Genomic DNA, 26,729 nt, shown 5'->3' with positions numbered 1-26,729 from the left:
CGATGAGATCTTGGCATCCGGAAGCCGGCCGTTCGGCGCCGCTGCTCAGGCGCGGTCCTGCCCCGTCGGGTGCGTGCGGTGGCGTCCGTCGGCTGTCGCTGCTGCTGATCGTGCTCGCCCTCGCGGCGGGCTGCTCCGATCCGGCAGAGGCGCCCGCCTCGCTGCTCGCCGACGGCACTGTCCCCTGGGCCGACCTGAAGATCACCGCCGAGGACCTCAACGGGCGACCGGCCGCGCCACGGTCTCCGGCAGCCGGGAGCAGGCCGTGCCGGGCGGAGCAGCTGTCCGGCCGGCTCACCGACTGGGTGCGCCCCGGCAACGGCGGTGAGACCCCGCACGGCAGGGACGCCAGGATCGGCAACCTCATCGGTGAGGTGGACGTCCGGAACGCGTCGAAGGTGGAGTGCACGCTGCAGGGCGAGGTGCCCACCACCCTGCTCGCCGGTGGCAGCAGGGTTCCCATGCTGTACACGCACGGCATCAACGAAGAGGGCCGCACCCGGGTGGTCGCCGTGCCCGCCGGTGGCCACGCCAGCCTGCGCCTGGACTGGTCCGGGCCGTTCTGCCAGCCGACCGACGGCCCGCTGGAGCTGGCGATCGAGCTGCCGAACGACGGCGGGACGCTGCTCGCACCGATCAGCGCGGACGGCCGGCCCGGCTGCCAGCAGGGCGAAGGAGTCAACCCGAACGCCCGTGCGGCGCTGTCGGCGAGCGGGTTCACCGAGCCGGTCGCGGTATCGACACCCCCGTCCTCGCCGCTCGAGCAGCTCACCGTCGCGGTCGCCGGGCCTACAGCCGCCGCGGCCGGGTCACGGCTCACCTTCCGCGTGACGCTCGGCAACCCGACCGGCCGCCCGCTCGCGCTGGACCCCTGCCCGGGCTATTCCATGGAGCGCTTCTCCCTCGGCGACGCAACGAACGAGCCGGTGAACACGTTCCAGCTGTACCGGCTGAACTGTCGTCCGCTCCCGCAGATCCCGGCCGGCGGCACCTCCGTCTTCGAGATGACGACGGAGGTGCCCGCCTCGATGTTCCCGGGGCGGGAGCTCACCGTCACCTGGAAGCTCTACCTGCCGCACAACGCGCAGCGCGGGAACCAGCTCGGTGCCTTCACCGTGAAGGTCACCTGAGGGGAGTTCGCCGGGGCCGGATCAGAGGTCGCCGTACTCGCCGACCTGCCGGCCACCGACCCAGGTCCGCAGGATGCCGGTCTGCCACATCGCCCGATTGGCCGGCAGGCAGAACGGGTCCAGGTCGGTGAGCACGAAATCGGCCCACTTGCCCGGCTCGAGGCTGCCGATCACCCGCTCCTGGTGGGCCGCGTACGCGGCGTCGAGGGTGAACGACCGCAGCGCCTCGACCGGCGTCATGGCCTCCTCGGAGTACCATCCGCCGGCCGGTCGGCCCTCCCGGTCGGTGCGGGTCACGGCGGCGTGCATACCCTCGAAGGGCAGCGCGGAGGAGACCGGGAAGTCCGAGCCGGAGGCGATGACGGTGCCCTGGTCGAGCAGCTTGCGCCACGCGTACGCGCCCTTGATGCGCTCCGGGCCCACCCGGTCCTCGGCCATGTTCATGTCGTCGGTCGCGTGCACCGGCTGCATCGACGCGATGAGGTCCAGCTTCTTGAACCGCCGGATGTCGTCGAGCGCGACGACCTGGGCGTGTTCGATCCGGTGCCGCAGGCCCCGGTCGCCGACCTTGCGGAACGCCTTGTCGTAGGCGTCGAGGACGAGCCGGTTGCCCCGGTCGCCGATGGCGTGAACCGCGGCCTGGTAGCCCTGGCGGAGGATCGCCAGCACCCGCCGGTCCAGCTCCTCCGGCTCGATGCGCAGCAGGCCGGTGTTGGCGGGGTCGTCGCTGTAGGGCTGGAGCAGGGCGGCGCCCCGACTGCCCAACGCCCCGTCGACGTAGAGCTTCACGGTGCGGACGCGGAGCATGTCGGCCGCGAACGAGTCGGTACGGACGTCGGCGCCGACCTCGCTGAACGCGTCCCAGGTCAGGAACGCGTTCACCCGCATGGTGAGGGTGCCGGCCTGGGCCAGTTCCCGCAGCACGAGGTAGCCGGCGGCGTCCGTGCCGGCGTCGGAGACGGAGGTGATGCCGACGGCGTTGAGCTTCTGCTGCGCGATGAGGGCCCGCTGTCGAACGTCCTCGATGGTCGGAGCGGGAAGCTTCGAGGAGACGAGCCCCATCGCGTTGTCGACGAGCGTTCCGGTCGGGTTGCCGTCCGCGTCGCGGATGATCTGGCCGCCCGCGGGATCGGGGGTGTCCCGGGTGACGCCGGCGAGAGCCAGCGCCACGCTGTTCGCGACGCCCGCGTGGCCGTCGACCCGGGTCAGCCACACCGGCCGGTCGCTGACGACCACGTCGAGGTCGGCGGCGGTGGGGAACCGCCCCAGCCCCCAGATCACCTGGTTCCAGCCCCGTCCCGTGACCCAGGTCAGGTCCGGGTTGGCGGCCGCGTACGCGGCGAGGGCCTGCTGCGCCTCCGCGAGGGTCCGGGTGCCGCTGAGGTCCAGCTCGGAGGCGAGGGCACCGTAGCTCCAGAGGTGGCCGTGCGCGTCGTGCATCCCGGGCAGCAGCACGCGGCCCCTGCCGTTGACGCGGCGTACGCCCCGACCGGCGTGGGCGTCGAGCCCGGCGACCTTCCCGTTCGCGGAGATCAGGATGCTGGAGAACTCCCGCAGCCGCCCCTTGCGGGTGAGGGTGTAGCCCCGGACGTTCTCCACCAGCACCGGCCCGCGTCCCGTGCCGTGCGTCGTGGCCGCCTGGGCCGCGCCGCCGGGCAATGCCGGGAGCACGGCGGCGCCGACACCGACGCCGAGCAGTCTCAGGAGTTGGGCACGGGTGAGGGTGGGGGTGGGGGGTGGGGTGGCGCAGGCCTCACACACGGAGACTCCTCGGCGAATTCGAGCGGCGTGAGTCGTCCAGGCGACGGGCGGGCGGCGTGGGCCCGGCAGAGGTCCGTCCCATCGACGGCTTCCTTCCTCGCCGACGCTATCAGCGACGAAGATCGATGGTCAAGATCGGTTCACGGGGTGACCACGGAAGCCGTCATGCGGCCGGGAAGTAGCAATCCAGCTTTCGGCGCAGGTGAGCCGAGTAGACGAATCCGAGGGTTGTGGTGCTGCGGAACGCGCCGGCGGCGCCCGTGCTCGCGTCCACCACCACCGGACGCGCCAGCGCCGCGAAACGGACCTGCTGCTTCTGCTGGGCCCAGGCCAGTGCCCGTGGCTCGATCTGGGTGCCCACCAACGCGGGGAACACCGCGACTCCGCTCTGCAGGCCGCGCAGCTGCCCCTTGCGTGCCAGCACGTAGTCGAAGGCCGAGGTGGTGAACGCCTGCATGGCGCTCTCCGTGATCGAGGTGGCCGGCGCGACGATGGTGAACAGGTGCAGCTTGGTGGCCATCCATCGCAGTTTGAAGTCGGCACGGTAACCGACGAGCACCGGCAGGCCGGCCCAGTCCTCGGTCTTCACCTCGCACCCGTCCGCCCGCAATCGCTGCCCGGTCGTGTCGATATACGCCCGCACGCTCTCCGTCACGGTGGTGTCCATCTCGCCTCAGACCCTTCGCCCGGCCGCCTGGCCGTTGATTCAACACCATCGCCAGGCTTGGCAGGGGGCGGTGTCTCCGCGGGCAGGTGCGAGACGCCGACCGCTGTCCACAACCTCCTCGCCGGACAACCGGACCGAAGCGAGCGGGTCGTCGTCATGAGCCGCCGGTCAGCACGGACCCCCGGGCCTCGGCCCGGCCCTCGTCCCGGGCCCGGGCGAGGAGCTGCGCCAGCCGCCGCCGGCGTCGCCGGACGATGACGCGGTAGGCGAGGACGAGCCCGACCAGGACCGCCACGAGGGCCAGCTGCGGCCAGGGCAGCACCCAGACCGTCGCGGTCGCCGAGCCACGGCGGACCTCGGCGCCGGTCGGATCGCCGGCGAGCAGGGCGGGGGTCACCTCCACGGTCGTCCGGACCGGTCCCAGCCCCCACACCCCGCCGACCCGGGCCTCGGTGCTCCTGCTGCCGCCGGGCAGCAGCTCCGCGACGTCGGTGCGCGCGTTCGGTTCGGCGAGGCCGAACAGTTCGGCGGCGGTGACCCGGCCGCCGCCGGTCACCGCGACGTTGCCGCCGTTCGTCGCGGTGTACGTGACGTGGACGGTGCCGGCCGAGAACGGGTTCCACGAACGTTCGTACCGGGTGGTGAGGTCACCGATCGCCAGGGCCGCCACGACCGTGCCGGTGGCGCGCATCATGACCCGGAAGCCGACCCGGCTCTCGACGGCGACAGTGCCTCCGCTGCTGGTGACCGTGGCCGCGATGCCGGCCGGGTGGTCCCCCGGGCTGGCGTCGCGCGGCACGGTGATGGTGAAGGGCACCACCTTCGTCTGCTTCGGCCCGACGGTGACCTTCTCCTGCACGTCGATCCAGGTGCCGCCGTCCACCGACTCCTGGTTGGACGGCAGCATGTTGAACCGACCCTTGTCGGTGAGGTATCCGTCGGCCGCCTTCAACGCGAAGACCACCGCACCGTCACTGAAGTTGCGCACCGCCAGGTGCTCGGTCACCACCTGCCCGGGGTCGAGGGCGACCTCGACCCAGCGGCGGCCGTCCGGCCCGCTCGCGTTGGCCGGCTGCACCGCCCAGGTCAGGGTGGGGTTCGCCGGCTGCGCCAGCGCGGCGGAGGGCGCGATCGGCACGGTGACGAGCAGCGCGGCCAGCACGGCGAGCAACCGCGGCAGCATCCCTGGCGTGGTTCGGGTCATGACGAGTCCTCCGGGCAGCGGGGGTGGCGGTGGGGGCCGCTGCCGCACGGCCCCCACCATGCTTCTACTCGAAGAGGGACAAGGTCAACGTCGAGGTGTACGACCCGGCCGCGACATCCGCCGGAGTACGCAGGAACAGATCGGCGTTCACCGTGTACGCGTCACCGGCCACGGCGCCGGAGTCGAACGTCGACACCAGCAGCTCCTGGTCGACGAGGCCCACGTTGTTCCCTGGCTGGGTCGGCTCGTCGAGGACGGTCACGACCTCCTCGCCCTCGGTGACCAGGCCGGTGTCGCCGCCGTCGATCAGCTGCGGCTTCCAGCCCAGATGCCCGGCGCTGATCGGCGCCTGACCGGCGCCGCCGACGAAGTCGGTGGCGCTACCGAGCACCGCCCACGCCGCGTTCTCGGGCACCTCGTCGGGGGTACGGGTGTCCGTGACCGTCACCGTCGGCAGCTCACCGACGAACTGACGCACCGTCAGGGTCGAACCGTCCTCCGCGAGCGCCACCGAGTCACCGGCGACCGAGAGCGCGAGCACGCCCGGCTCCTCGATCTCCTCGATGTCGACCGTCACCTGCACGTCGGCGCTGTCGCCGGGCTCGGCGAGGACCGGCGTCTGCAGCGCCACGCTCCCCGCCAGCACCGCCCCCGCGGCACCGGCCGCGACCAACCGTTTCCGATTCCATCTGGTCATTCGACACTCCATACGTTGTCGTTACTGGGCTTGAGAGGTCAGCCGGCGCAGTCCACACCGGGGTACTCGGCGATGCGTACGGTTGTCACGTCGGTGCCGTCGATCGACCCGCTGACGCGGACCGTCGCCGAACCCGCCGCCACGGTGGCCGCCCGCACCGCGAACGACTGGTACGCGTTCGCGCCCGCGGCCACGTCCGCGAAGGTGCGCTCGCCGTACGCGGTCTCCAGGGTGAGGTCCACGGGCGCGTCGTGGTCGTTGCGGGCCTGCACCGCGACGTACGCCTTGCCGGCGACGCACCGCGCCTGCGCCGTCACGGTCACCGGCAGCGCGGGCGGGACACCCGGATCGTCGGCGAAGACCCGCCAGTCGGTGACCGCCACCGCCGAGTAGGTGGTGCCGTTGCCGTCGGCCCGGATCGTGGCGCGCACCCTCGGCGTGACGACCGGGTCGAAGGTGACGGTGTTGAAGGCGGTGGTGCTCGTGCCGTACGGGGACGGGTTCGGGACGTCGTGCCAGGCCGAGTCGGCCTCGTCCCAGTACTGCAGCACCCATCCGTCGGGTTCGGCGACGCCGTCGCCGGTGCCCTGGCCGACGTCCCGCCAGAACTTCAGCTCGGTGCCGGTGAGCCGCACCGGGCGGGACCAGTCGTACTGGACCCATTGCGTCGCCGGACGGTTGCCGGACCAGGTGCCCCAGATCTGCGCCTGGCTCGGGTTCGCCGGATCGGCGCCGTCGTTGAGGGCGGTGACGCTGTTCCAACCCGCCGTGTAGGAGGCGGTCGGCGTCGCGATGGGCGCGATGTTGCCGGTGAGCGGGCCGGAGAGGTCCGCCGGAATGCTGACCGTCTTGGCGGTCTCCAGGTTCCCGGCCGCGTCGAGCGCACGGAACGACACGGTGTGCCGGTTGGCGTCCGGTGCCGCCACCGGAGCGGTGTAGCCGGTCCACGCGCCGGCGCCGATGGCGTACTCGATCCGGGCGACCCCGGAGGTCGCGTCGCTCGCGGTCATCGTGACCGTCCGGGAGTCGCTGTGCACGGTGGCCGCGCTGACCGGCGCCGTGGCGTCGATGCGTACGGCGACGTCCACGGCGGGCGAGGTGTTGCCCGCGCGGTCCGTGGCGGTCGCCGTGACCGTGTGCCGGCCGTCGCCGGTGACGTCCACGTCGACGGAGCGCACGTCGCGTGCGACGACCGGCTGGCCGTCGTCCACCCGGGTCTCGATGCTCAGCCGGCCACCGCGGTCGTCGACGCCGGCGACCCGTACCCGGACCGGAGACCGGAACCAGCCGGCGCTGCCGGCGCTCCCGCTCGGGGCGAGCGTCACCGTCGGGGCGGTCTCGTCGCCGTCGGTGTCGTCCGGTGAGATGACGGTGACCTGCGCGGTGACCCGCCCGGCGGCGTAACCGAGGACGGTGCCCTGGACGGTGAACGTGCGGGGCGTGGCGACGTCCTCCGGCTTCACCGGATCCCAGCGGACCGGTACCCGCAGCGTCTCGGCGCCGAAGGTCACCGGGATGCCGTCGGGTAGCTCGGTCTCCCCCACCTCCACCTTGATCGCCGGCGCGGTGACGGCGGACTCCGGCTGGGCGGCGAGGATCTTCCACTCCTCCACCGCCACTGCGGAGTAGGTGCTGCCGTTGGTGGAGGCGTCGAAGACCGCGCGGACCTGGGTGGTGGTGACCGGGTCGAAGGTGGTGTCCTGGAAGCCCCGGGTGGCGGTCGGGAAGCCGCTCGGGTTCGGCACGTCGGCCCACTGCCCCGCGTCGAGGTCCCAGTACTGGATCCGCCAGCCGGCCGGCGCCGCGACACCCACGCCGCTGCCCTGCGGGCTGTCGTTCCAGAACTCGATCTGCGAGCCGGCGATCCGCATCGGCTGGTCCCACGTGTACTGCACCCACTGCTGGGGCGGGTTGTTGCCGGTCCAGGTCCCCCACATGTCCGGCGGCAGCGGGTTCGGCCGGACGATCTCGTCGTTGAGCGCCTTCACCCAGTACTGCGTGGGCACCGGCTCGTTGGAGACGGTGACCTTCGCCGCCTGGGCGATGTTCGGCCGTGGCGTGAGGTCGGGCCCCCGCACCGGTGTGGTGGTGACGGGCTTGATCCGCGGCGGGTTCTGCGTGTCGTCCCACTCCACCGGGTCGATCGCCACGGACCGGCGGAAGTGACCGCCGCCCGCCGCGTCCGCCGTGTGGTACGCGATGTACCAGGAGCCGTTGAACTCCAGGATGCCCGGGTGGCTCGTCGTCGAGGAGACCGGCCGCAGGACGGTCCCCCGGTAGGTCCACGGCCCCAGCGGCGACGACGCCGTCGCGTAGGCGATGCAGGCGTGGTAGTTCGCCGGGGTGCACTGCGAGGTCGGTCCGGCGTTGTTCCCGGCGTACGCCAGATAGTAGGTGTCGTTGCGCTTGAAGGCCCAGGCCGCCTCGAAGAAGCCGGTCAGCCCGGTGACGGAGCGCGGGGTGGTGACCGGGGTCTTCATGTCCTGCTGGAGCTCGATCATGCGCAGCTGGCTGAACGAACCCCACCAGAGGTACACCCGCTGGTTCGGGGCGGTGCCGTCTACGAGGATCGTCGGGTCGATGTTGTGGATGGTGTTCGGGGTGGGCACCCGCTGGGAGATGATCGGCCCGCCCGCGTGGTCGGTCCACGGGCCGGTCGGGCTCTCCGAGACGGCGACGCCTATCGCGAACTTGTCCGAGGCCGGGCTGTCCCGCTCGTGGATCGGGACGTACCAGTAGTAGCGCCCGTCGACGCCGCGGACCACCTGACCGGCGTACGCGCGCCCCGGGGTGGCCCAGTCGAAGACCTGCTCCGGGCGCATCAGCGACGGGTGGTGGGTCCACTCGCCGGCCTCGACGTCGGCGGTCTGGAACGCCCCCCACTCGTTCATGATGAAGTCGTTGGTGGTCGGTGCCGCCTCGTCGTGACCGGTGTAGATGTAGAGCTGATCCGTGCCGCTGTCGTTGCCCGGGGCGCCGGCCGGCACCACGATCGGCGCGGGGTCCGCCGAGTAGTAGCTGCCGTCGCCGAGGATCGGATTGGTCGTGTTGGTGAAGGTGTACGGGTCGGCCGCGTAGGCCGGTGCGGCGACCCCGACCAGGCCGCCCGCGACGAGCCCGGCGACCGCCGCCACGGCGACCGCCCGGCCGAACCGGCGCGACCGCCGAGGGGTTGGTGGCGCGGTGCCGCGCACCGCTGTGGTGTTCACGGTGTCGATCTCCTCACTGTCGAGCCTGAGGGTGGCGGCGCCGTCCCGGCGCCGCCACCCCTGAAGGGCTAGTCGCAGCTGAGCGCGCCGAACGGCGCCTCGACCTGCTCAGTGACCGGCGCACCGTCGACGGTCCCGGTGACCTTGACCGTCGCGGTCCCGGCCGGCACCGCCACGGCCCGGCTGGTGAACGCCTGGTACGCGGACTTGCCGGGAGCGACGTCGGAGACCGTGCGCGACCCGTACGGCGTCACCAGCTCGATGGTGAGCGGCACGTCGTCGGCGTTGCGCGCGGTCACCAGCACGTAGACCTTGCCGCCGGTGCACTGGGTGTGGGCCTGCACCTCGACGTCCCACGCCGGCGCCGGGTCGCCCACGGTGAGGGTCAGCGTGGTGCGGGTCGTGCCGGCCTCGCTGACGTACTCGGGCAGGATCAGGTCACCGATGATGGTGTAGCGACCGGGCGTGTCGACGATGCTCTCGTCGAAGTTCCAGTCGACGCCGATGGCCTGGTTGTCCCGCGATCCGTCGTTGTAGGAGACCTCCACCTTGTCCGGCAGGTAGGGCAGCTCCCCCACCTCGACGGCCTGTTCGAACGTCTCGGCCCCCTGGATCGAGATGCCGCGCGGCGCGGTCTCCGGCCGCACGTAGACGCGGGCCTCGGCGATCAGCCCGTACGCGTCGTTCGTGCCGTACACCACGAACGGTTCGACGTTGGTCTCCGCGACCATCTCGGGCGTGATCGGCTGCCAGTTGAACGCGACGTCACCGCGCGCTCCGCTGGCGTAGACCGCGTCGAGCGTGGCCGGCAGGGTCGGCACCTGCGCCACGGTGGTGCGGATGAGCACCGGCGAGCGCACCGAGTCGACGGTCTCGCCGTTGGCGCGCCAGCGCAGCACGCCCGTGCCGGCCCCCTCGCCCATCACGCCGAAGATGCGGATGCGCAGGTAGCTGGTGGTGATCGACTCGAACTCCAGACGGTTGTACCTGTTGGTGGCCACCGCGTCGGCGTACGCCGATCCGTTGGTCAGCGTGACCGGCGTCCAGGTGGTGCCGTCCGCGGAGCTCTCGACGGCGTACGTCGTGCCGTTGGGCCGGCGGGTGCCGCCGTTGTCGTCGTACCAGTAGACGTCGGTGGACGAGAGCCGCACCGGCGCCTCCCACCGGTACTGGATCCACGCCGCCCGCTCGGGGCTGGTGCCGTTCTGCGGCTGACCCCAGTTGCCCCAGCCGTTCCCGGCGCCCGGGTTCGAGCTGTTCGGGGTGCTGGTCTCGTTGACCCGCTGGTGGTTCTCCCACGACGCGGTGCCGCTCGTGGTGATCGTCGCCGACCGGCCGAACTCGGCGACGACCTCCCGCTCGGCGAGGGTCACCGCGACTGTCGCCTCCGACCGCTTCGCACCGTCGTTGGCGTGGAACCGGAACACGTAGTCGCCCGGTACGGTGCCCGTCACCCGGGTGGCGAGGGCCTTCGCGTCGGCGAAGATGACGCCCGCGCCCTGCGGGGCCGAGACGGTCTCCCAGCCGAAGGTGAGTTCGCTGTCGTAGGGGATGCCGTCGTCGGTCGCCGTACCGACCAGCCGGGTGGAGAGGTTGCCGTCCGCCGAGCCGTCCCGCGCGGCGGTGACGACGGGCGCCTGGTTGGAGACGTCCGGTACGTCGCGGCCGGAGTCGAAGACCTGGATCTCCGAGATGGCCGTGAAGAGGGTGGGGCTGTTCGTGAACGCGATGCGCAGCTTGTCCGACGTCACGCTGCGGAAGAGCGCCTCGTTGAACTTCGCCGAGGGAACCGTCGGGTTCTTGAACTGGTTCGGCACCTCCTTCCAGCCGCCGTCGCCGTCGGGCACCTGGATCCACCAGCGCGCGGGCTCGCGGTAGCCGCCGGCCTGCCGGTCGCTGACGAAGTACACCTTGACGTTGTCGAAGGACTTCGCCGAGCCCAGGTCGAGTTCGACGTAGCCGTTGCGTTCCGTCGTGCCGTAGTTGCCCCAGTACGGCTCGTTGGCGGTGACACCGTCGTTGACCGCGTTCAGTGACACCGGCCGCTCGGTCTCCTTGATCGCGCCGGGTGTGTAGTTCATCGAGGTGCTGCTCCAGCCGGGGGTGTGGAACTGCCGCCACGGCGTCGGCCGTACGCCCTGCTGGGTGTACGACGAGCTGAGCTCGGCGCCCGCCGCCAGGTTCGGCGCGTCCTCGGTGAGGTCGACGCCGGCCGTCTTGAGGTACGAGACGACCCGGTCGTCGGAGATCGGGGTGTTCACCGCGCTCGGGAACTCGGTGCCGTCGTCGGCGGTGAAGGTGACGGTCACACCCTCCTCGGCCTGCACCTGGTTGGTGTTCGGGTCGTAGGTGAGCTTGCCGAGCTTGTCGGTGCTGACCTTCTTCTCGCCGTTCAGGAAGAGGCTGTAGCCGGCGCCCAGGCCGTACTCGCTGCCGTCGGGGTCCCAGACGACGGTGACGTCCTGCCCGTGGTAACGCAGGTTGTTGACCATGAAGTGGTCGTAGCCGAACTGGATCGGCCAAAGTTCGATCTTGTCATCGGAGCGTGGCTGGATGCCCGCCATGTCCTCGACGAAGATGTAGTTCATGTTGCCGAGCATCACGTGGTTCGGGTTGTTGCGGTTGTAGGTCTTCGCGGTCGCGTTCCAGTTGGAGTAGTACTCCGCCTGGTTCGGGGCGCGCAGGTCGGCGTTCGGGTAGATGCTCCACGCCATCCAGTCGAGCAGCCGCTTGGCGTAGGCGGGGTTGACGTACTTCTGCTCCGGGTCGTAGTGGCGCAGCGCCGACCGGACACCGCGGTACTGCACGGTGAAGTTGATGTTGGAGAAGTTGTTGGAGCCGCCGATCCCGTAGGCCGTCCGGTCGTACTGGTTGGCGGTGTAGAACGGGAAAATCGGGAAGTTGTCGCCGTAGGTCAGGAACCGGAACCCGTCGACGTAGGTCTGCCACTGGTCGAACGGGATGAGGTTCTCGGCGTAGACGTCGTAGAGGTTCGACTCCCGAGCCGGGATGAGGTCGCGAGCCGAGGCGGGCAGCGGGTTCGGCCGTCCGTTCGCGCTCGCCGCGCTGCTCGCGCCGTGGGAGGTGCCGGCGAGGAACATCCGCATGTCCGGGCTCCACAACCGGTCCAGGATCGCGTCGCGGATCTCGTTCGCCCCGGTCGCCATCTGGTCGACCTTGGCCTGGTCGGCCCCGGCGATCTGGTAGAGCTGCCGGGCGGCGTCGAACGCGCCCCACACGTACGCCGACTCGGGGCGTTCGATGGTCCGTGCGCCCGGCGCGCCCGCGTTGGCCTTCGGGAAGCCGAAGGTGATCGCGTCGGCGTCGTTGCCGGGCATGTAGTTGGTGTCGTAGGCGATGAGCTTGTCGTCGTTGCCGTCGTAGTGTTCGAGCTGGCCGACGCCGTCGCCCTCGAAGTAGCCGGCGAACTTCCGGGCGATCTCCTTGCCACCGCCGTGCACGTTGTACGCCTCGAGTCCGGCCGTGCCGAGGTACTGCGAGTAGTGGTTGTTCCAGCTGGTGTGCCCCGGGCTGTCCAGGAAGGCCGACGAGCCGGAGAGCTCGCCGATGTTGAGCACCTGGCCGTACGGCAGGTAGGGCGTGCGCAGCCACTTGGTGTCCTGCAGGTGCATCGGCTGGGTCAGCGCGACGGCGTTCTGGTAGAGGTTCACCCCCTCGATCGTCGTGGGGTACTGGTAGACGTGACCGGAGGCGTTCGCGTCGAGGGTGTTGTACCGCTCCCCCCACCACCGGTAGACGATGGCCTTCTCCAGGGCGGGATCCGGGACGTCGATGTAGGGGACGTCCTGCGCCCAGCGGCGGTTGAACTCGGTGACACCGGTGCGCACCGCGTCGGCCGGTGACAGTCCGGCGTACTCCTGGTAGCTCTCGACGGTGGCGGGCAGCGTGGCCGAGGAGACGGCGCCGACCACCGAGAGCGCCACCGAACCACCGGCGGGCACGGTGATCTCACGGTCGAGGTTGGTTCCGGTCCGGCTGAAGCCGGCGCCGGTGAGGTCGACCTTGATCGAGTTCCACGGCGTGTCGACGAGGCCGTTGTTCGAGCCGCTGGTGATGGTGCGCGTACCGGTCAGCTCGGCCGGGCCGGTGCCCGCCTGGGTGGCCAGCGGTGAGGCGGCGCGGACGGTGAACGTGGCCGGGCCTTCGCCGGGGTTGTTGAAGGTGATGGCGGTGACGGCGACGTTGTCGTAGGTGATGAACTTGGTCAGGTCGGCGGTGACCCCGCTCGTGCCGACGGTGTACCGGCTCTTCGCGTGGCTGGGCGCGTTGAACCGGTTCGCGTTCACCTCGGTGACGGTCTGACCCGGCACCGTGACGGTGTAGAGGTTGCCGAGGTTGTTGGGGCCGCCGACGAATGTGCTGCCGGCGAAGCCCATGACGGTGAAGTTGTTGTTGCTCGCGCCGCGCATGTACAGCGAGCGGCCCCGGGTCATCAGCACGGCCGAGCCGACCGTTCCTTGGACGCCCAGGACCCGGTCGAGGTAGTAGTCGGTGCCGCCGGCGGCGAGGTCCTTGTCGAAGATGGACTGGTGCATGTTGCCGGCGGTGAAGGGAACGCCGGGCTTGAGCTGCTCGGCGACGTCACCGACGTTGCTGTAGACCGGGTCACCGATCTCCATGACGTGGCTCTGCCCGTCGGTGTAGACCCCGACGTCACCCTCGTTGCCGGGTAGGACCGGGCCGTCGGCGTGGGCCGGGGAGCCCACGCCAACCGTTCCTCCCATCACGAGCGCGGCCAGGGCGACCCAGAGGGGCGCCCTCCTCACGCGTCTACGGCTCATGTTCCTTCCTCCTTGTCGTCGGTGCGGCTGGACTGCTGGTGAGGCCGTGCTTCACCTCGGTGGTCGGTCTCGCGCGGTCTGGCGTTGTCGTGGCGGGAGGAGGTGGACGTTGGTGTTAGCGTTAACAAAATCGAGCGTGGTCGGGCCGGTCGGGCGTCGGTGTCAGGCGCGCCGGTCAGCCGGCCTGGTCGGTGAGGACGGGGAGCCAGACGCGCATCGTCGAGGGCCCCCGGTTCGCCCACGCGTGGTACTCCACCAGGGCCACCCCGTCGAGCTCCTCGCCCACGACGGGCGTCGACCCGCCCTCCTCGGCGAGGTAGGGCCACTCGTGGTGGTCCGGGTGCACTCGGCGGCAGCGGACCGTCACCCTCCCGTCCACCAGGCGGGGCGGCTGGTCGACGTCGACCCGAAGCTCGTCGACGCTCTCGGCGGCCGGTACGTCCACCGACTCCAGCGCGAGCACCAGCGGCCCCCGCTCCACCGCGACACAGCCGCGGACCGCGTCGATCCGCGCGTCGGGGTAGGTGAACCGGGGCGCCACCGGCAGGGAGAGGACGACCTCGTCGCCGCGCCGCCACCGCCGGTGCTCGGTGACCAGCCCCGGCCCCACCGGCCGGCTGTCGCCGTCGACGGTCAACGTCGCCCCCTGGGCCGCCCACTCGGGCACCCGCAACGACAGCGACCAGGGGCGCTCGTCGTCACCGTCGATCCGCACCCGGACCTCCCCGTCGTACGGGTAACCGGTCGCGATGCTCACGCTCACGTCCCGCCCGTCGCCGAGCCGGTGCGCCACGGTGGCCGGCAGGTACTGGTGCAGCTGGAGGCCCTCGTCGTCGCAGGTGGCGACGTACGCGGACAGGCTGGCCAGCGTCCGGGCGACGTTGGTCGGGCAGCAGGAGACCTCGAACCAGGGCGCCCGCAGCGAGGAGGCCGCGCGGAGGCTGGGCCGATCGGGGTCGGGAAGGGTACCGAGCTCGCGACGGTGCAGCGTGTTGGTGTAGAAGAAGCTGCGCCCGTCCGCCGCCGGTGACGTCGACACCACGTTGAACAGCGTCCGCTCGATGAGGTCGGCGTACCGGGGATCGCCGTCGGCGAGCAGCAGCCGCCACGCCAGCATCACCGAACCGACCCCCGCGCAGGTCTCCGAGTAGGCGCGGTCGGGCGGCAGCACCCAGTCCCCACCGAAGGCCTCGTCCTGGTGGCGGGAGCCCTGGCCACCGGTGACGTACGTCCGGCACGCCACCGCGTTGGTCCACTGGTTCCGCACGGCCTCCAGCAGGCTGGCGTCCTTCAGCTCGACGGCGACGTCGACCGCGCCCGCGGCGAGATAGTTCGCCCGGACCGCGTGCCCCCGCAGCACCGTCGCCTGCCGCACGGGAAGCTCGTCCTGGAAGTACTCCCGACCGAACTCCACGTCGCTGAGCCGGCCGTGACCACGCCTGTCGACGAAGAGCGCGGCCTGGGCCAGGTAGCGGTCCTCCCCGGTGGTCCGGGCGAGCTCCACCAGCGCCGCCTCGATCACCGGATGGCCGCAGACGCCGTCGATGCCGTCCGGCCCGAACGTCTCGCACACGTTGTCGGCGGCCCGGCGGGCGACCTCCAACAGCCCGTCGTCCGCGCCGGGACGCGTCCGCGCGCGGGCGACCGCGGCCTGGAGCAGATGACCGACGCAGTAGAGCTCGTGGCCCCATTCGAGGTCGGACCAGCGCGGCGCCTGCCCCGGCCGGCCGAAGTTCGTGTTGAGGTAACCGTCGGGCGCCTGCGCCGCCGCCACCCGCCGGACGACGGCTCGGAACCTCGCCTCGAGTTCGGCGTCCGCGCTCCGGCCGATCTCCCACGCCATCGCCTCGAGGAACTTGTAGATCTCCGAGTCGGCGAACTCGCGGCCACGGCGACCGCCCGCGAGGTCACCCCGCACGGCGAGGTCGAAGTTCCGGAGCCAACCCGCCCGCTCCAGCCAGTGCTCGATGTGCGCGAGGGTCGCGGTGGCGTTGACCGACTGACGCCCGGCCCAGAAGCCACCGGTCACCCGGACGGCGTCCAGCCCGAGCGGCCGGAGCCGGCCGCGGACCGGCAGCACGGGCGCGGCCGTGGGTGCGGTGCCGCTCATGGTCATCCCTTCAGCGCGCCGGACATGAAGCCGCGCACGTAGTGTCGTTGGAGCAGCAGGAACAGCACGATGCACGGGAGGGCGAGGACGACCACGCCCGCTTCGGTCGCCCCGTAGTCGACGACACCCTGGACCTGACCGCGCAGGTTCGAGACCGCGAGCGGAAGGGTCATCCGCTCGGAGTCGTTGATGAGGATCAGCGGCGCCATGAAGTCGTTCCACGCGGCGAGGAACGCGAAGAGCCCCACGGTGATCAGGCCCGGCTTCACGGCGGGCAACAGCACCCGCCAGAGCGCGCCGAAGGACGAGCAGCCGTCGACCAGCGCCGCCTCGTCCAGCTCGCGGGGCACCGCCTCGAAGGAGATGCGCATCAGGAAGGTGGCGAACGGCAGCTGGAACATGGTGAGCACGAGGGCCACGCCGACGAGCGAGTTCTGCAACCCGACCTCGTTGAGCAGGACGTAGAGCGGGATCAGCAGCGTCGCGTAGGGGACCATGAGGATGGCGAGCGTGAGCAGGAAGAGGATGTTCCGGCCGGGGAAGCGGAACCGGGCGAACGCGTACCCGCCGAGCAGCGACACCAGCAGGGTCAGGGCGACCGTCAGCAGGGAGACGAACGCCGAGTTGGCGAGGTAACGCCAGATGCCGGCCTGGTAGTTCGCCAGCGTCTCGTAGTTGCCCAGCCCCCAGCCGTCCACCTGGTTCGTGCCGGCCTGCGGCGCGACCGACGCCACCGCGGTCCAGACCAGCGGTGCCAGGAAGATCAGCCCGACCGCCCCGGTGAACACCCAGTACGGCGTGCGCAGCGCGATCCCGGCGATGGTGACCCCGGTCGACCTGGCCGGAGCAGCCGGCGGTGTGCCGGGCGAGGCCGGTTCGTCGACGGTGGTCGGGCGGGAACGGAAATCGGCGACCATCCGCGTCACCTCTCCTCGGACCGGAACGCGCGCAGTTGCAGGGCGTTCATGACGATCAGGGCCAGCAGCACGATCACCGAGAGCGCCGCCGCCACCCCGAGATCGTTCTGCCCTTGGAACGCCACCATGTAGATGAGCTGCACGACGGTGATCGTGCTGTTGTCCGGGCCGCCCTTGGTGAGGATGTAGAACTGCTCGAACGCCAGCAGGGAGCCGGTCACGCAGAGCACGGTGGTCAGCGCCAGCGTCGGGCGCAGCAACGGCAGCGTGACCTTCGTGAAGGTCTGCCACCGGCTCGCGCCGTCCGAGCGGGCGGCCTCGTAGACGTCCGCCGGAATGCCCTGCAGGCCGACGAGCATGAGCACCATGTAGAAGCCGGCGTAGCGCCACACGATGAGGAAGGTCGTGGAGAGCAGCGCCGCGGTCGGCGAACCGAGGAAGGTGAAGCCCAGGCTCTCCATCACCGGTGCCAGCGGGCTCGCGTACGGCGAGTAGAGCACGTAGAACAGCAGCGACGCGGACGCCAGGCCGAGCGCGCTGGGGATCAGGAAGGACGCGCGGAGCAGGCTGTTCCACCGGCTCGACTCCTGCACGAGCAGCGCCAGCCCCAGCCCGAGCGCCAGCAGCAGCACGGTGGCGAGCACCGTGTACTTCACGGTGAACACCACCGAGTCGGTGAAGAAGCGGTGGTCGACGGCCTTGGTGAAGTTGTCCGGAGCGTTCATCCCCTGGTCGCCGGTGAGCAGCGGCCATCTCGACAGCGACATCTTGACGACCAGCAGCAGCGGCACGACGAAGAGAGCCCCGACGAAGACCGCTGTCGGTGTCGCGTAGAGCCAGCCGAGCAGACCTCGACGGCCACGGCGTCGGGCGGGGCCCCGCATCGCCGCACTGGGCGGGCGAGACGGCGCGGTGACTGTCATCGGGGACCTTCCGTTTCTTGCGTGAGGTGGGACGGGGCGGGCGACTACCCGGGTGGCATCGGCGTCGCGGGCGTGTGCCGTACCTGCCGGCGCACGCCCGCGACGACGGTCGGCTACTGCTGGAGAACGGCGGTGATCTCGCCGTTGTCCTTCTGCAGGTCGCCGCCGCCGGTGAGCACCTGATTGCGGATGAGGGTCAGCCACGGGCTGCTCGGCGCGTTGAACGCCTGCTGGAAGTTGAGCGCGACGGGGGTGTCACCCTTGCCGGCCACCTCGTTGATGGTGACCAGTCGCGGGTCCTCGGCGGCGTACTTGTTGCTCGCGAGGTCCGAGCGGGACACCACGTCCTTGTTCTTCGCCAGCACCTCGACCTGCGCCTGCTCGGACATCATCCAGTTCAGGAAGTTCCAGGCCTGCGCCGCCTTCTTCGAGTCCTTCGAGACGCCGATCCCATCGCCGCCGACGAAGGTGGAGGCGCCGCCGTTCGGGCCCGGGATGCCGGCCACGCCGACGTCGAACGGAGTCGAGGAGAGCAGCGTGGCCGGGTAGAGCATCAGGCCGATCTTCCCCTCGGTGAACGCGGCGGTCCACGTCGGACCGGTCTCCCCCTCGGAGGCGGGCAGCACGGCACCGGACTTCCACAGGTCGTTCCAGGTGCGGTAGACCTGCTGCGCGGTGTCGTCGGCGAGCTTGGCCTCCCGGCCGTCCTCGCTCAGCACCTCGCCGCCGCTGGCCCAGATGGAGGGGAACCAGGTGAAGACGAGACAGCCACCGCAGTTGAGCCCGGCCGCCGTCCCGTAGACCCCCTCCTTCTTGAGGCCCTGCACCGCCTTCGCGGCGGTGGCGTACTCCTGGAGCGTGGCGGGCGCCTTCTCCGGATCCAGCCCGGCCTCCTTGAACAGCTGCTTGTTCCAGAACAGCATCGACAGGTCCAGGACGAACGGCAGGACGTGCGCCTTGCCGTCGACCGTGCCGGCCGACAGGTGCCCCTTGTTGATGGAGTCCTTGAAACCGAGACCGTTGATGTTCGCGCTGATGTCCTGGAACAGCCCCTGGTTGACCCAGTTCGGCACGTAGACGATGTCGGCGGCGAAGAGGTCCGGCAGGCCGTCGGCACCGGCTGCGGCGCCGACCTTCGCGACGTAGTCGTCGTTGGGTACGACCGTCAGGTTGACCTTGTTCTGATGGCTGGCGTTGTACGCCTCGACGAGGAGCTTCGCCTGCTTCTCCAGCGGCGCGCGGGTCCACATGGTGAGCTCGCTGCCGTCGTCGACGCCTTCGGGTCCCGCCTCGGCGGCGGTCGAGCCGCCCGGTTCGTCGTCGCTGCACGCGGCGGCGCCGAGAGTCAGCGTCGCCACCAGGACTGCTGCCATGGAACGCAGGGCGGTGCGCCTGCCCAGGGCCTTCCTCATGATTCCTCTCCTCGGGGTCTATCGATCAGAGGGAGCCGCAGCGCGGTTCCCGCGAGTGTGGAAGCTCGATCCGTTCGTGCAGGTCGGGTACGGCGAGGCGGGATCACACCGGCGCGCGGAGCGGCGGTGTGCGCTGCTGCGGCGATGAGGGGCGGGCGACCCCTGACCGCACGACCCCAGCGCGTGATGCTCGTACCTCGCCATCTCGCACCCGCCTCCCGCCGGATCCGGCGCGGCTCGCGCATCGATCGTTACCGCCGCGCCCGAGGTGATGGGTATCACTGTCCGCCGCTAGCGTGTCGCACGAAAACGATTTCGGCAAGGTGTCCAACGGGTAAAACAAGAGCAGCTTTCGGCGGTCCCCGCCATCCGCCCAATGTCGAGTCTGGGCACTACGCCCGCGCCCAAGCGGTAGATTGCGCGCCGCCCGTGCGCCTGAAATCTTTGCGAAAGCCTTTCGGCGGCAGACATCTCGGCCCGGGTGGGCCCGCCGAGCCGAGTCGGAGTCGCACGTCTTCAAGGAAGTCGGGGTGTCCCGCCGAGCGGGACACCCCGACTTCCTTGATATCGGTGTCGATCGGCGCCCAGGCCGTGTCCGGCGGTCGGCACCGCTCACCTTCCCGGCTTCAGGAGGCCGGCCCGGCCGCCGCCCGCGACGAGGGCCCGGCCAGGTAGCCGGCGGCCTGCAGGTCGAAGAGTTCACGGTAGAGGCCGTCCTGGGCCATCAGCTGGTCGTGGTCGCCCTGCTGGATCAGCCGCCCGTCGCGCATGACGAAGATCTGGTCGGCGTGCCGGACGTTGGCGAGCCGGTGGGTGATGAGGATGACCAGCCGGTCGGGGTGGCGGCGCAGGTTCTGGAACATGGCGTGCTCGGCGCGCGCGTCGAGGGCGGCGGAGGGCTCGTCACAGACCAGGAGCTGGGCGTGCCGGTAGATGCTGCGAGCGGCGACGAGCCGTTGCCACTGGCCGCCGGAGAGTTCCTGGCCGTCCTTGAACTCGCGGTCGAGGAGGGTTTCGTACCCGTAGGGGAGGTCGATGATCATCTCGTGCGCGGCGGTGGCCCGCGCGGCGTCCTCCACGCTCGGCCCCGACGAGTGCGGTGCCCGGTCGTAGCGGCCGATGAGGACGTTCTGTCGCGCGGTGAACGGGAACCTCCACCAGTCCTGGCTCATGACGGCGACGTGTGCGGCGAGGCCGTCCCTGTCGAGTTCGGCGGTGTCGGTGCCGTCCCAGCGGATGACGCCGGAGGTCGGCCGATACAGACCGGCGACGAGTTTGGCGAGGGTGGTCTTACCGGACCCGTTCTCGCCCACGAGCGCGACGACCTGACCACGGTGCAGGCTCAGACTGACCTCGTCGACCGCGGGGGTCTCCGTGCCCGGATAGCTCAGGCTGACCCCGTCGAGCTCGATGGTGTCGAAGCCGGTGGTCGACCTGCCACCCGCAGGCGAGGTGCGCAGCCGGGCCCGGTCGATGAAGTCCAGGTAGTCCTGGTAGTAGAGGGCGTCCTCGTAGAGCGAGTTGGTGGCGAAGACGGCCATGCTGAGGCTGGCGTGCGCGGCCTGCAACGCCAGCAACGCGGTCGCGGCGGCGGCGAGGGCGACCCAGCCGGCCAGGAGCAGGCTACCGAGCACGGCGTAGACGGCGAAGGTGGCCAGCCCGGCGATGGAGGCGCCAAAGATCCGGGTGATGGTCTGCGCGCGGACCAGGTCGAAGTCGGCGCGGGTCTCGGCCCGCATCATCCGCCGGTACTCGTCGAGGAGGTACGCGCGCATCTGGTACGTCCGGACCTCGACGGCGGAGCGCCGGTTGGCCATCAGGTTGGCCAGCATCCACATGCGACGGCGGCGCGTGATGCGGCCCAGCAGGTTCAGGTACTGGCGGCGGGCCATCCGCACCGCGGTCGTCGCCTGCGGCACGGCCGCGAGGAGCAGGCAGGGCAGCAGGATCGGCTGGATGACGGTGACCGCGGCGGCGGTGGCGAGCACGCCGACGACTCCGGTGACCAGGTTGACGGTGCCGTCGACGATCGCGGCGGCCTCGCGCAGGCCGCGATTGCGGGCCCGGTCCATCTCCTCGGCGAAGCCGGCGTCGTCGAACGCGGCGAGGTCGACGGCGGTGGTGGCCTCGAACATGCGCAGCTCGACCCGGTAGTTGATCTGCGGGATCAGCCGGGCCTGCGCCCAGCCGGCGGCGATGGTCAGTCCGCCGCGGGCCGAGATGGCCGCCGCGGCGAGGAGCAGCGCCGGTAGGGCGGCGCGGACCCGGTCCGGGGTGGGGCCGGCGGCGAAGAGCTTGGTGAGCACGCTGGTGGTGGCCAGCAGCCCGAAGGTGGTCATGACGCCGGCGGCGATGTTGAGGCCGAGCGAGGCGACCGTGTCGAACCGGTTGGTCGCCCAGGCCACGCCGATGGCCTCCCGGACGATGCGGGGCAGCCGACGGGCCACCGCCCAGAATCCCGTCTGGGCGACCTGACGGGCGTGGTGCATCCAGTCGGGGTCCTGCAGCTCCGGCAGGACCGGCTCGGTGTCGGGGTCGGGGCTCTCCTCCTGGACGGGGGAGTCGGGCGGGCGGGTCACGGTCTCCACGGCAGCCTCCTCGATCGGCGGGTGGCGCTCGACGTTGCGGTAGGGCGGTTTCGGACATGAGGCGTCACCGATCGCACGGGCCGTGGCGATCGGGGCGGAGGCCGGAGAGGTCGTTGCGGGGGTCGGCGGGGGGATCCGCGCGCCGAAAAGCCTACGTTCCGCAACCAGATCGAGTCACGCAGTTATCGGCGTGTCGAACAGACGTGTCAACGCCGGCCCGTTTCCCAGGCGTCCGATGACCGAAAGGCGACGAAGCCGCCCCGCCCAGGGCGGGCCGGGCCGCAAGTAGACTTGCCGTCTCCGCAACAGAGCAGGTGCATACGAGATGACCGACGAGGACGTGGACGCCGCGCTGGCCGGGGTCGGACCGCGCCTGCGGCACCTGAGGACCCGACGCAGGCTGACGCTCACGGAGGTCAGCGAACGCACCGGCATCTCGGTGAGCACCCTCTCCCGGCTGGAGTCCGGCGTTCGCCGGCCCTCGCTCGACCTGCTGCTCCCCCTCGCCAAGGCGTACCGGGTGCCGCTCGACGATCTGGTCGGCGCGCCCCAGTCCGGCGATCCCCGGATCCACCCCAAGCCCGTCCGTCGGGACGGGATGATCTACATCCCGCTGACCCGCGACGCCTCGGGCGTGCAGGCGTTCAAGCTGATCCTTCCGCCGCGCCAGGAGGAGAAGCGGATCGGGCAGCGGGTCCACGAGGGCTACGAGTGGATCTACGTACTCAGCGGGACGCTGCACCTCGCGCTCGGCGACAGCCTCACCACGCTCACGGCGGGCGAGGCGGCGGAGTTCGACACCCGCACCCCGCACAGCATCGCCAGCGCCGGCCCGCAGCCCGTCGAGATCATCGCGCTCTTCAGCCCGCAGGGCGAGCGCATCCACATCCGGGACTCGTAAGGCCCGGCCCACGGCCGGCGTTTGCAGGATCAGCAAAGCTGTTTGCGGACGTGCGCGCCGGCGCGGACAGTAGGGCGCGTGAACAGCGATCGCCGCAACGCCGCGCGGATCCCGACGCGCCGTCACCGGCGACACACCGTCGTACCCGCGGGGCCGCCGACCTGACGGAGACCGTCCGCCGGACCATCGCCACCACCCCGACGACGTACGGCGCGAGCCGGCCACGGAGACCGCTCGAGAGCTGAGGCAGCCTCCTGAGCGTCCCGCCCTCCGGCCGTCCCGCCGGCGGAGCCGCACGCCCACGGCCGACCGCCGTCCACTCCACCCGCTCGATCCCGAGCCGTTCGACGCTGCCCACGAGGCGCGTCCCGACGGCTCTCCTCATCCGAAGGAACGTCTCTGATGTCCGTGCACCCGACGACCGCGGGCCACCCCCCGCGCAGCACCGCCGAGCACCCCGATCCACGCCGATGGCTCGCGTTGGGGGTCATCGCCCTCGCCACTCTCATGGTGGTGCTGGACGCCTCGGTCATCAACATCGCCCTACCGCGGGCGCAGGAGTCGCTGCACATCTCCGACGCGAACCGGCACTGGGCGGTCACCGCCTACGCGGTCACCTTCGGCGGCCTGCTCCTGCTCGGTGGCCGCCTCGCCGACGTGCTCGGCCGCAAACGCACCATGCTGGTCGCCCTGGCCGGCTTCGCCGTCGCCTCCGCCTTCGGCGGGTTCGCGGCCAACCCCGCCATGCTCGTCTCCGCCCGCGCGCTCCAGGGCATCTTCGCCGCGGCGCTCGCGCCTGCCGCGCTCTCCCTGGTCACCGTCACCTTCGTCAACCCGGCCGAACGGGCCCGCGCGTTCGGTGTCTACGGCGCGGTGCAGGGACTCGGCGGCGCGATCGGACTCCTGCTCGGCGGCACCCTCACCGAATACCTCGACTGGCGGTGGTGCCTGTTCATCAACGTCCCCATCGCGGTGCTCGCCATCCTCGGCGCCGTCCCCACCGTCCGGGAGAGCCGCGTCACCGGCGACCGCCGCTACGACATCCTCGGCGCGGTGCTGGCCACGGCCGGCTCGGTGGCCCTGGTCGTCGGTTTCACCATCGCCGGCGACGGCGGTTGGCTGCGCCCCAGCACGCTGCTCACCCTCGGCGCCGCACTGGCGCTGCTGATCGGCTTCGTGCTCCGGCAGGCCCGTACCGACCATCCGATGCTGCCGCTTCGCGTGCTGACCGACCGCAACCGCGCCGGTTCGTTCGCCACCGCCGTTCTCGCCGGCGCCGGCATGTTCGGCATGCTGCTGTTCCTGACCTACTACCTGCAGGTCAACCTGGGCTACTCGCCGATCGAGGCCGGGCTCGCCTTCCTGCCCTTCACCGCCGGAATCATCCTCATGGCGTTGGCGATGCCCGCGCTCCTGCCGCGCACCGGCCCGAAACCGCTCATGGTCACCGGCATGGCCCTGGCGACGGTCGGCATGTTCCTGCTGACCACGATCGACGGATCGCCCGCCTGGCTGGGCGGCGCGCTCCTGCCCGAACTGCTCATGGGCGTGGGCCTCGGACTCGTCTTCACCCCGATGAACAGCGCCGCCCTGACCGGCGTCGACCCGGCCGACGCCGGCGTCGCGAGCGCCGTGCTCAACGCCACGCAGCAGCTGGGCGGGGCGTTCGGGGTGGCTTTGCTCAACACCTTCTACACCATCACCACGCGTTCGGGTCTCGGCGACGACCCGACCGATCGACTCGGCGCGTACCTGGCCGGGTACCGCTCCGCGTTCCTCGCCGCCGGAGTCCTCTTCATCGCCGCCACCGCCGTCAGCCTCACCGTCCTGCGCGGCAGGGCCGCCCGGGAAGGGGGCGCGAACCAGGACGCCGGTGGATCGGCCTCGCCCCTGGCTCCGTGACGTCTCGCCACTGTCGGGTGCCCGCCCATCAGAACGCGGGTGGGCACCTGGGCCGAACCCTCAGTCCTCTCGGTTGCCCTGCTTGAACGCGGTGACGATCCACGCCACGAAGCCGACAGCGGCGAGGACGACCAGCAGTGCGGCGATGTGCCAGGGCTTGATCTCCATCGGCGACCTTTCACGGAGGATCTTCGGTCGATAGGCGTCAGCAGCCTATGGGACATCGCGTCCCCCGGCGATCGCGGAGGCCTCCGGTCACGGTCGACCGGGGCCGATGATCGCTGCCGGGTAGGGTGGAGACAGGTGTGCCGGGAAGTCTGGTCGGCGGTTGATTCAGCGACCCCAGCCGGAGGAGTTCCGCATGGCCATGCCCCCCGCCGACCGCACGCCGCGCCTGCTCAGCCGCGGCAGCTGGCCGGAGGTACGCCGGATCGGCGACATCCTGCGCGCCGAGACCGTGGGCGGGATCCTGCTCTTGGCGGCCGCCGTGATCGCCCTCGTCTGGGCAAACTCGCCCTGGTCGGAGGGGTACCGGCAGATCAGCGACCTCGAGGTCGGCCCGGCCGGACTGCACCTGGACCTGTCGCTGGCGCAGTGGGCCGCCGACGGCCTCCTGGCGATCTTCTTCTTCGTCGCCGGCTTGGAGCTCAAGCGTGAGTTCGTCGCCGGTGACCTCCGCGAACCCCGACGGGCGGTACTGCCGGTCGCTGCGGCGCTCGGCGGCATGACGGTGCCGGCGGTGATCTACACGATCTTCAACGCGCGCGCCGGAGACGGTGCGCTGGCCGGCTGGGCGATCCCGACGGCCACGGACATCGCGTTCGCTCTCGCCGTGCTCGGGGTGATCAACACGCATCTTCCGGCCGCGATGCGGACGTTCCTGCTGACCCTGGCGGTCGTCGACGACCTGCTCGCCATCGTGATCATCGCGATCTTCTACACCAGTTCGCTGCACTTCGGGCCGCTGCTGCTCGCGCTCGTACCGTTGGCGGCGTTCGGGGTCCTGGTGCAGCGGCGCGTCCGTTCCTGGTGGCTACTGCTGCCGCTGGCCGTGGTGACCTGGGCCCTCGTGCACGCCTCCGGGGTGCACGCCACGGTCGCCGGGGTGGCCCTCGCCTTCACCGTGCCGGTGCTGCGCCGCAAGCCGGGGCCCGGTCCCGGCCTGGCGGAGCACTTCGAGCACCGGTTCCGCCCGCTCTCCGCGGGCGTGGCCGTGCCGGTCTTCGCGTTCTTCGCCGCCGGGGTGTCGATCGCGGGCGCGGGCGGGCTGGGCGCGACGCTGAGCGACTCGGTCGCCATGGGGGTGATCGTCGGGCTGGTCGTCGGCAAGGCCGTGGGCGTCTTCGGCGCGACCTGGCTGGTGCAGCGGTTTAGCCGGGCCCGGCTCGCCGAGGGAATCGACTGGTGGGACGTGTTCGGGCTGGCGCTGCTGGCCGGAATCGGCTTCACCGTGTCGCTGCTCATCGGTGAGCTGGCGTTCGGCACCGGCAGCGAGCGCGACGACCACACCAAGATCGGCGTACTGCTCGGGTCGGTGATCGCGGCGCTGCTGGCCACCGTCGTCCTGCGCGTGCGCAACCGCCACTACCGGCGGCTCTGCACGATCGAGGAGCGCGACAGCGACGCGGACGGTGTGCCGGACGTCTACCAGGGGCGGCCCGGCCTGACCTGACCGGCGCGGCCCGATCGGGCCCCTCGGCGCCGCCGCCCCGAGTTCCGGCGACGGTCCCGGGTACTCCTCCGGAACGTGCTGCTCCTCACCCGGGCGACCTCCGGGCCGACAGGTACGGCACCGGGTATGTCGGCTAGACTCCGTGATTGTTGCTGGCGCAAATATAGCGTCGGCAACTATCCAATGAAAGGACTTCTTCGATGACTAAGCTCGCCGTCATCTACTACTCCTCGACCGGCACCATCCACAGCATGGCCAAGCGGCTCGCCGAGGCCGGCGAGAAGGCCGGCGCCGAGGTTCGGCTGCGTCAGGTTCCGGAGCTCGCCCCGCAGGAGGCCATCGCCTCCAACGCCGCGTGGAGCCAGCACTTCGACGCCACCAAGAACGAGCCGAAGGCGACCGCCGACGACGTCGTCTGGGCCGACGCGGTGCTCTTCGGCACCCCGACCCGCTACGGCAACGTCTCCAGCCAGCTCAAGCAGTTCCTCGACACCCTCGGCCCGCAGTGGAGCCAGGGCCTGCTGGCCAACAAGGTGTACGCCGGCTTCACCTCGACCATGACCGCCCACGGCGGCCAGGAGTCGACGCTGCTCGCCCTCTACAACACGATGTACCACTTCGGTGGTCTGATCGTTCCCCCCGGCTACACCGACCCGGTGAAGTTCGCCGACGGCAACCCGTACGGCGTCTCGCACGTCACCGGCGGCAACAACGATGCTCCGCTGGGCGACGCCCAGCTCGCCGCGCTCGACCACATGGCCGAGCGGGTCGTCACCTTCGCCGGCAAGCTCTCCGCCTGACCCGCCCGCGTGGCGCCCGGCTCCCGGCAACCCG

At 71.0% G+C, this 26,729-nt stretch carries 16 protein-coding genes; 5 read left to right on the top strand and 11 right to left on the bottom strand.

All coding sequences use genetic code 11. The features are described 5' to 3' along the window. The first annotated feature begins 2 nt into the window (after positions 1–2). Complete coding sequence (locus D7147_RS22220) at positions 3–1,130, top strand: hypothetical protein (protein ID WP_147437424.1); 1,128 nt, start codon at positions 3–5, stop codon at positions 1,128–1,130. A gap of 21 nt (positions 1,131–1,151) precedes the next feature. On the opposite strand, the gene D7147_RS22215 is transcribed toward D7147_RS22220, so the two are convergent. From D7147_RS22215 to D7147_RS22165, 11 genes are all read right to left on the bottom strand, one after another. After that, positions 1,152–2,891, bottom strand: coding sequence for an amidohydrolase (locus tag D7147_RS22215; protein WP_120680770.1), 1,740 nt, complete (start codon positions 2,889–2,891; stop codon positions 1,152–1,154). A gap of 163 nt (positions 2,892–3,054) precedes the next feature. Further along, positions 3,055–3,558, bottom strand: a complete 504-nt coding sequence (locus D7147_RS22210) for a levansucrase (protein ID WP_120680768.1) — start codon at positions 3,556–3,558, stop codon at positions 3,055–3,057. 154 nt (positions 3,559–3,712) lie between these two features. Beyond that, entirely contained in the window at positions 3,713–4,762 is a 1,050-nt protein-coding gene (locus D7147_RS22205) for a WxL protein peptidoglycan domain-containing protein (protein WP_120680766.1), read from the bottom strand. A gap of 64 nt (positions 4,763–4,826) precedes the next feature. Beyond that, complete coding sequence (locus tag D7147_RS22200; protein ID WP_120680764.1) at positions 4,827–5,459, bottom strand: hypothetical protein; 633 nt, start codon at positions 5,457–5,459, stop codon at positions 4,827–4,829. Positions 5,460–5,497: 38 nt separating this feature from the next. Next, positions 5,498–8,677, bottom strand: coding sequence for an OmpL47-type beta-barrel domain-containing protein (locus tag D7147_RS22195; RefSeq protein WP_120680762.1), 3,180 nt, complete (start codon positions 8,675–8,677; stop codon positions 5,498–5,500). Between the two features lie 59 nt (positions 8,678–8,736). Further along, on the bottom strand, positions 8,737–13,470 hold the full coding sequence (locus tag D7147_RS22190; RefSeq protein ID WP_233563311.1) for a discoidin domain-containing protein: 4,734 nt from the start codon (positions 13,468–13,470) through the stop codon (positions 8,737–8,739). A gap of 175 nt (positions 13,471–13,645) precedes the next feature. Next, a complete protein-coding gene (locus D7147_RS22185) occupies positions 13,646–15,580 on the bottom strand; it encodes a glycoside hydrolase family 127 protein (RefSeq protein WP_120680760.1) in 1,935 nt (644 codons plus the stop codon). A 2-nt stretch (positions 15,581–15,582) separates the two neighbouring features. Further along, positions 15,583–16,497 carry a carbohydrate ABC transporter permease gene (locus D7147_RS22180; protein ID WP_233563310.1) on the bottom strand — a complete coding sequence of 305 codons (915 nt, stop codon included), beginning with the start codon at positions 16,495–16,497 and terminating at the stop codon, positions 15,583–15,585. 5 nt (positions 16,498–16,502) lie between these two features. Continuing rightward, a complete protein-coding gene (locus D7147_RS22175) occupies positions 16,503–17,381 on the bottom strand; it encodes a carbohydrate ABC transporter permease (protein WP_233563308.1) in 879 nt (292 codons plus the stop codon). 152 nt (positions 17,382–17,533) lie between these two features. Beyond that, entirely contained in the window at positions 17,534–18,832 is a 1,299-nt protein-coding gene (locus tag D7147_RS22170; protein WP_120680756.1) for an ABC transporter substrate-binding protein, read from the bottom strand. Positions 18,833–19,458: 626 nt separating this feature from the next. After that, positions 19,459–21,321, bottom strand: coding sequence for an ABC transporter ATP-binding protein (locus D7147_RS22165; protein WP_120681105.1), 1,863 nt, complete (start codon positions 21,319–21,321; stop codon positions 19,459–19,461). A gap of 424 nt (positions 21,322–21,745) precedes the next feature. On the opposite strand from D7147_RS22165, the gene D7147_RS22160 reads away from it, so the two are divergent. From D7147_RS22160 to wrbA, 4 genes are all read left to right on the top strand, one after another. Beyond that, complete coding sequence (locus D7147_RS22160) at positions 21,746–22,321, top strand: helix-turn-helix domain-containing protein (RefSeq protein ID WP_120680754.1); 576 nt, start codon at positions 21,746–21,748, stop codon at positions 22,319–22,321. Positions 22,322–22,723: 402 nt separating this feature from the next. Next, positions 22,724–24,223: an MFS transporter gene (locus D7147_RS22155; protein ID WP_120680752.1), complete on the top strand. Its 1,500-nt coding sequence runs from the start codon at positions 22,724–22,726 to the stop codon at positions 24,221–24,223. Between the two features lie 361 nt (positions 24,224–24,584). After that, a complete protein-coding gene (nhaA, locus tag D7147_RS22150; RefSeq protein WP_120680749.1) occupies positions 24,585–25,895 on the top strand; it encodes a Na+/H+ antiporter NhaA in 1,311 nt (436 codons plus the stop codon). 200 nt (positions 25,896–26,095) lie between these two features. Further along, positions 26,096–26,695, top strand: coding sequence for an NAD(P)H:quinone oxidoreductase (gene wrbA, locus D7147_RS22145; protein WP_120680747.1), 600 nt, complete (start codon positions 26,096–26,098; stop codon positions 26,693–26,695). The last annotated feature ends 34 nt before the right edge of the window (positions 26,696–26,729 follow it).

It is taken from the genome of Micromonospora musae, assembly GCF_003626545.1.
Lineage (GTDB): Bacteria > Actinomycetota > Actinomycetes > Mycobacteriales > Micromonosporaceae > Micromonospora > Micromonospora musae.
This window is presented reverse-complemented; position numbering and strand designations above follow the sequence as displayed.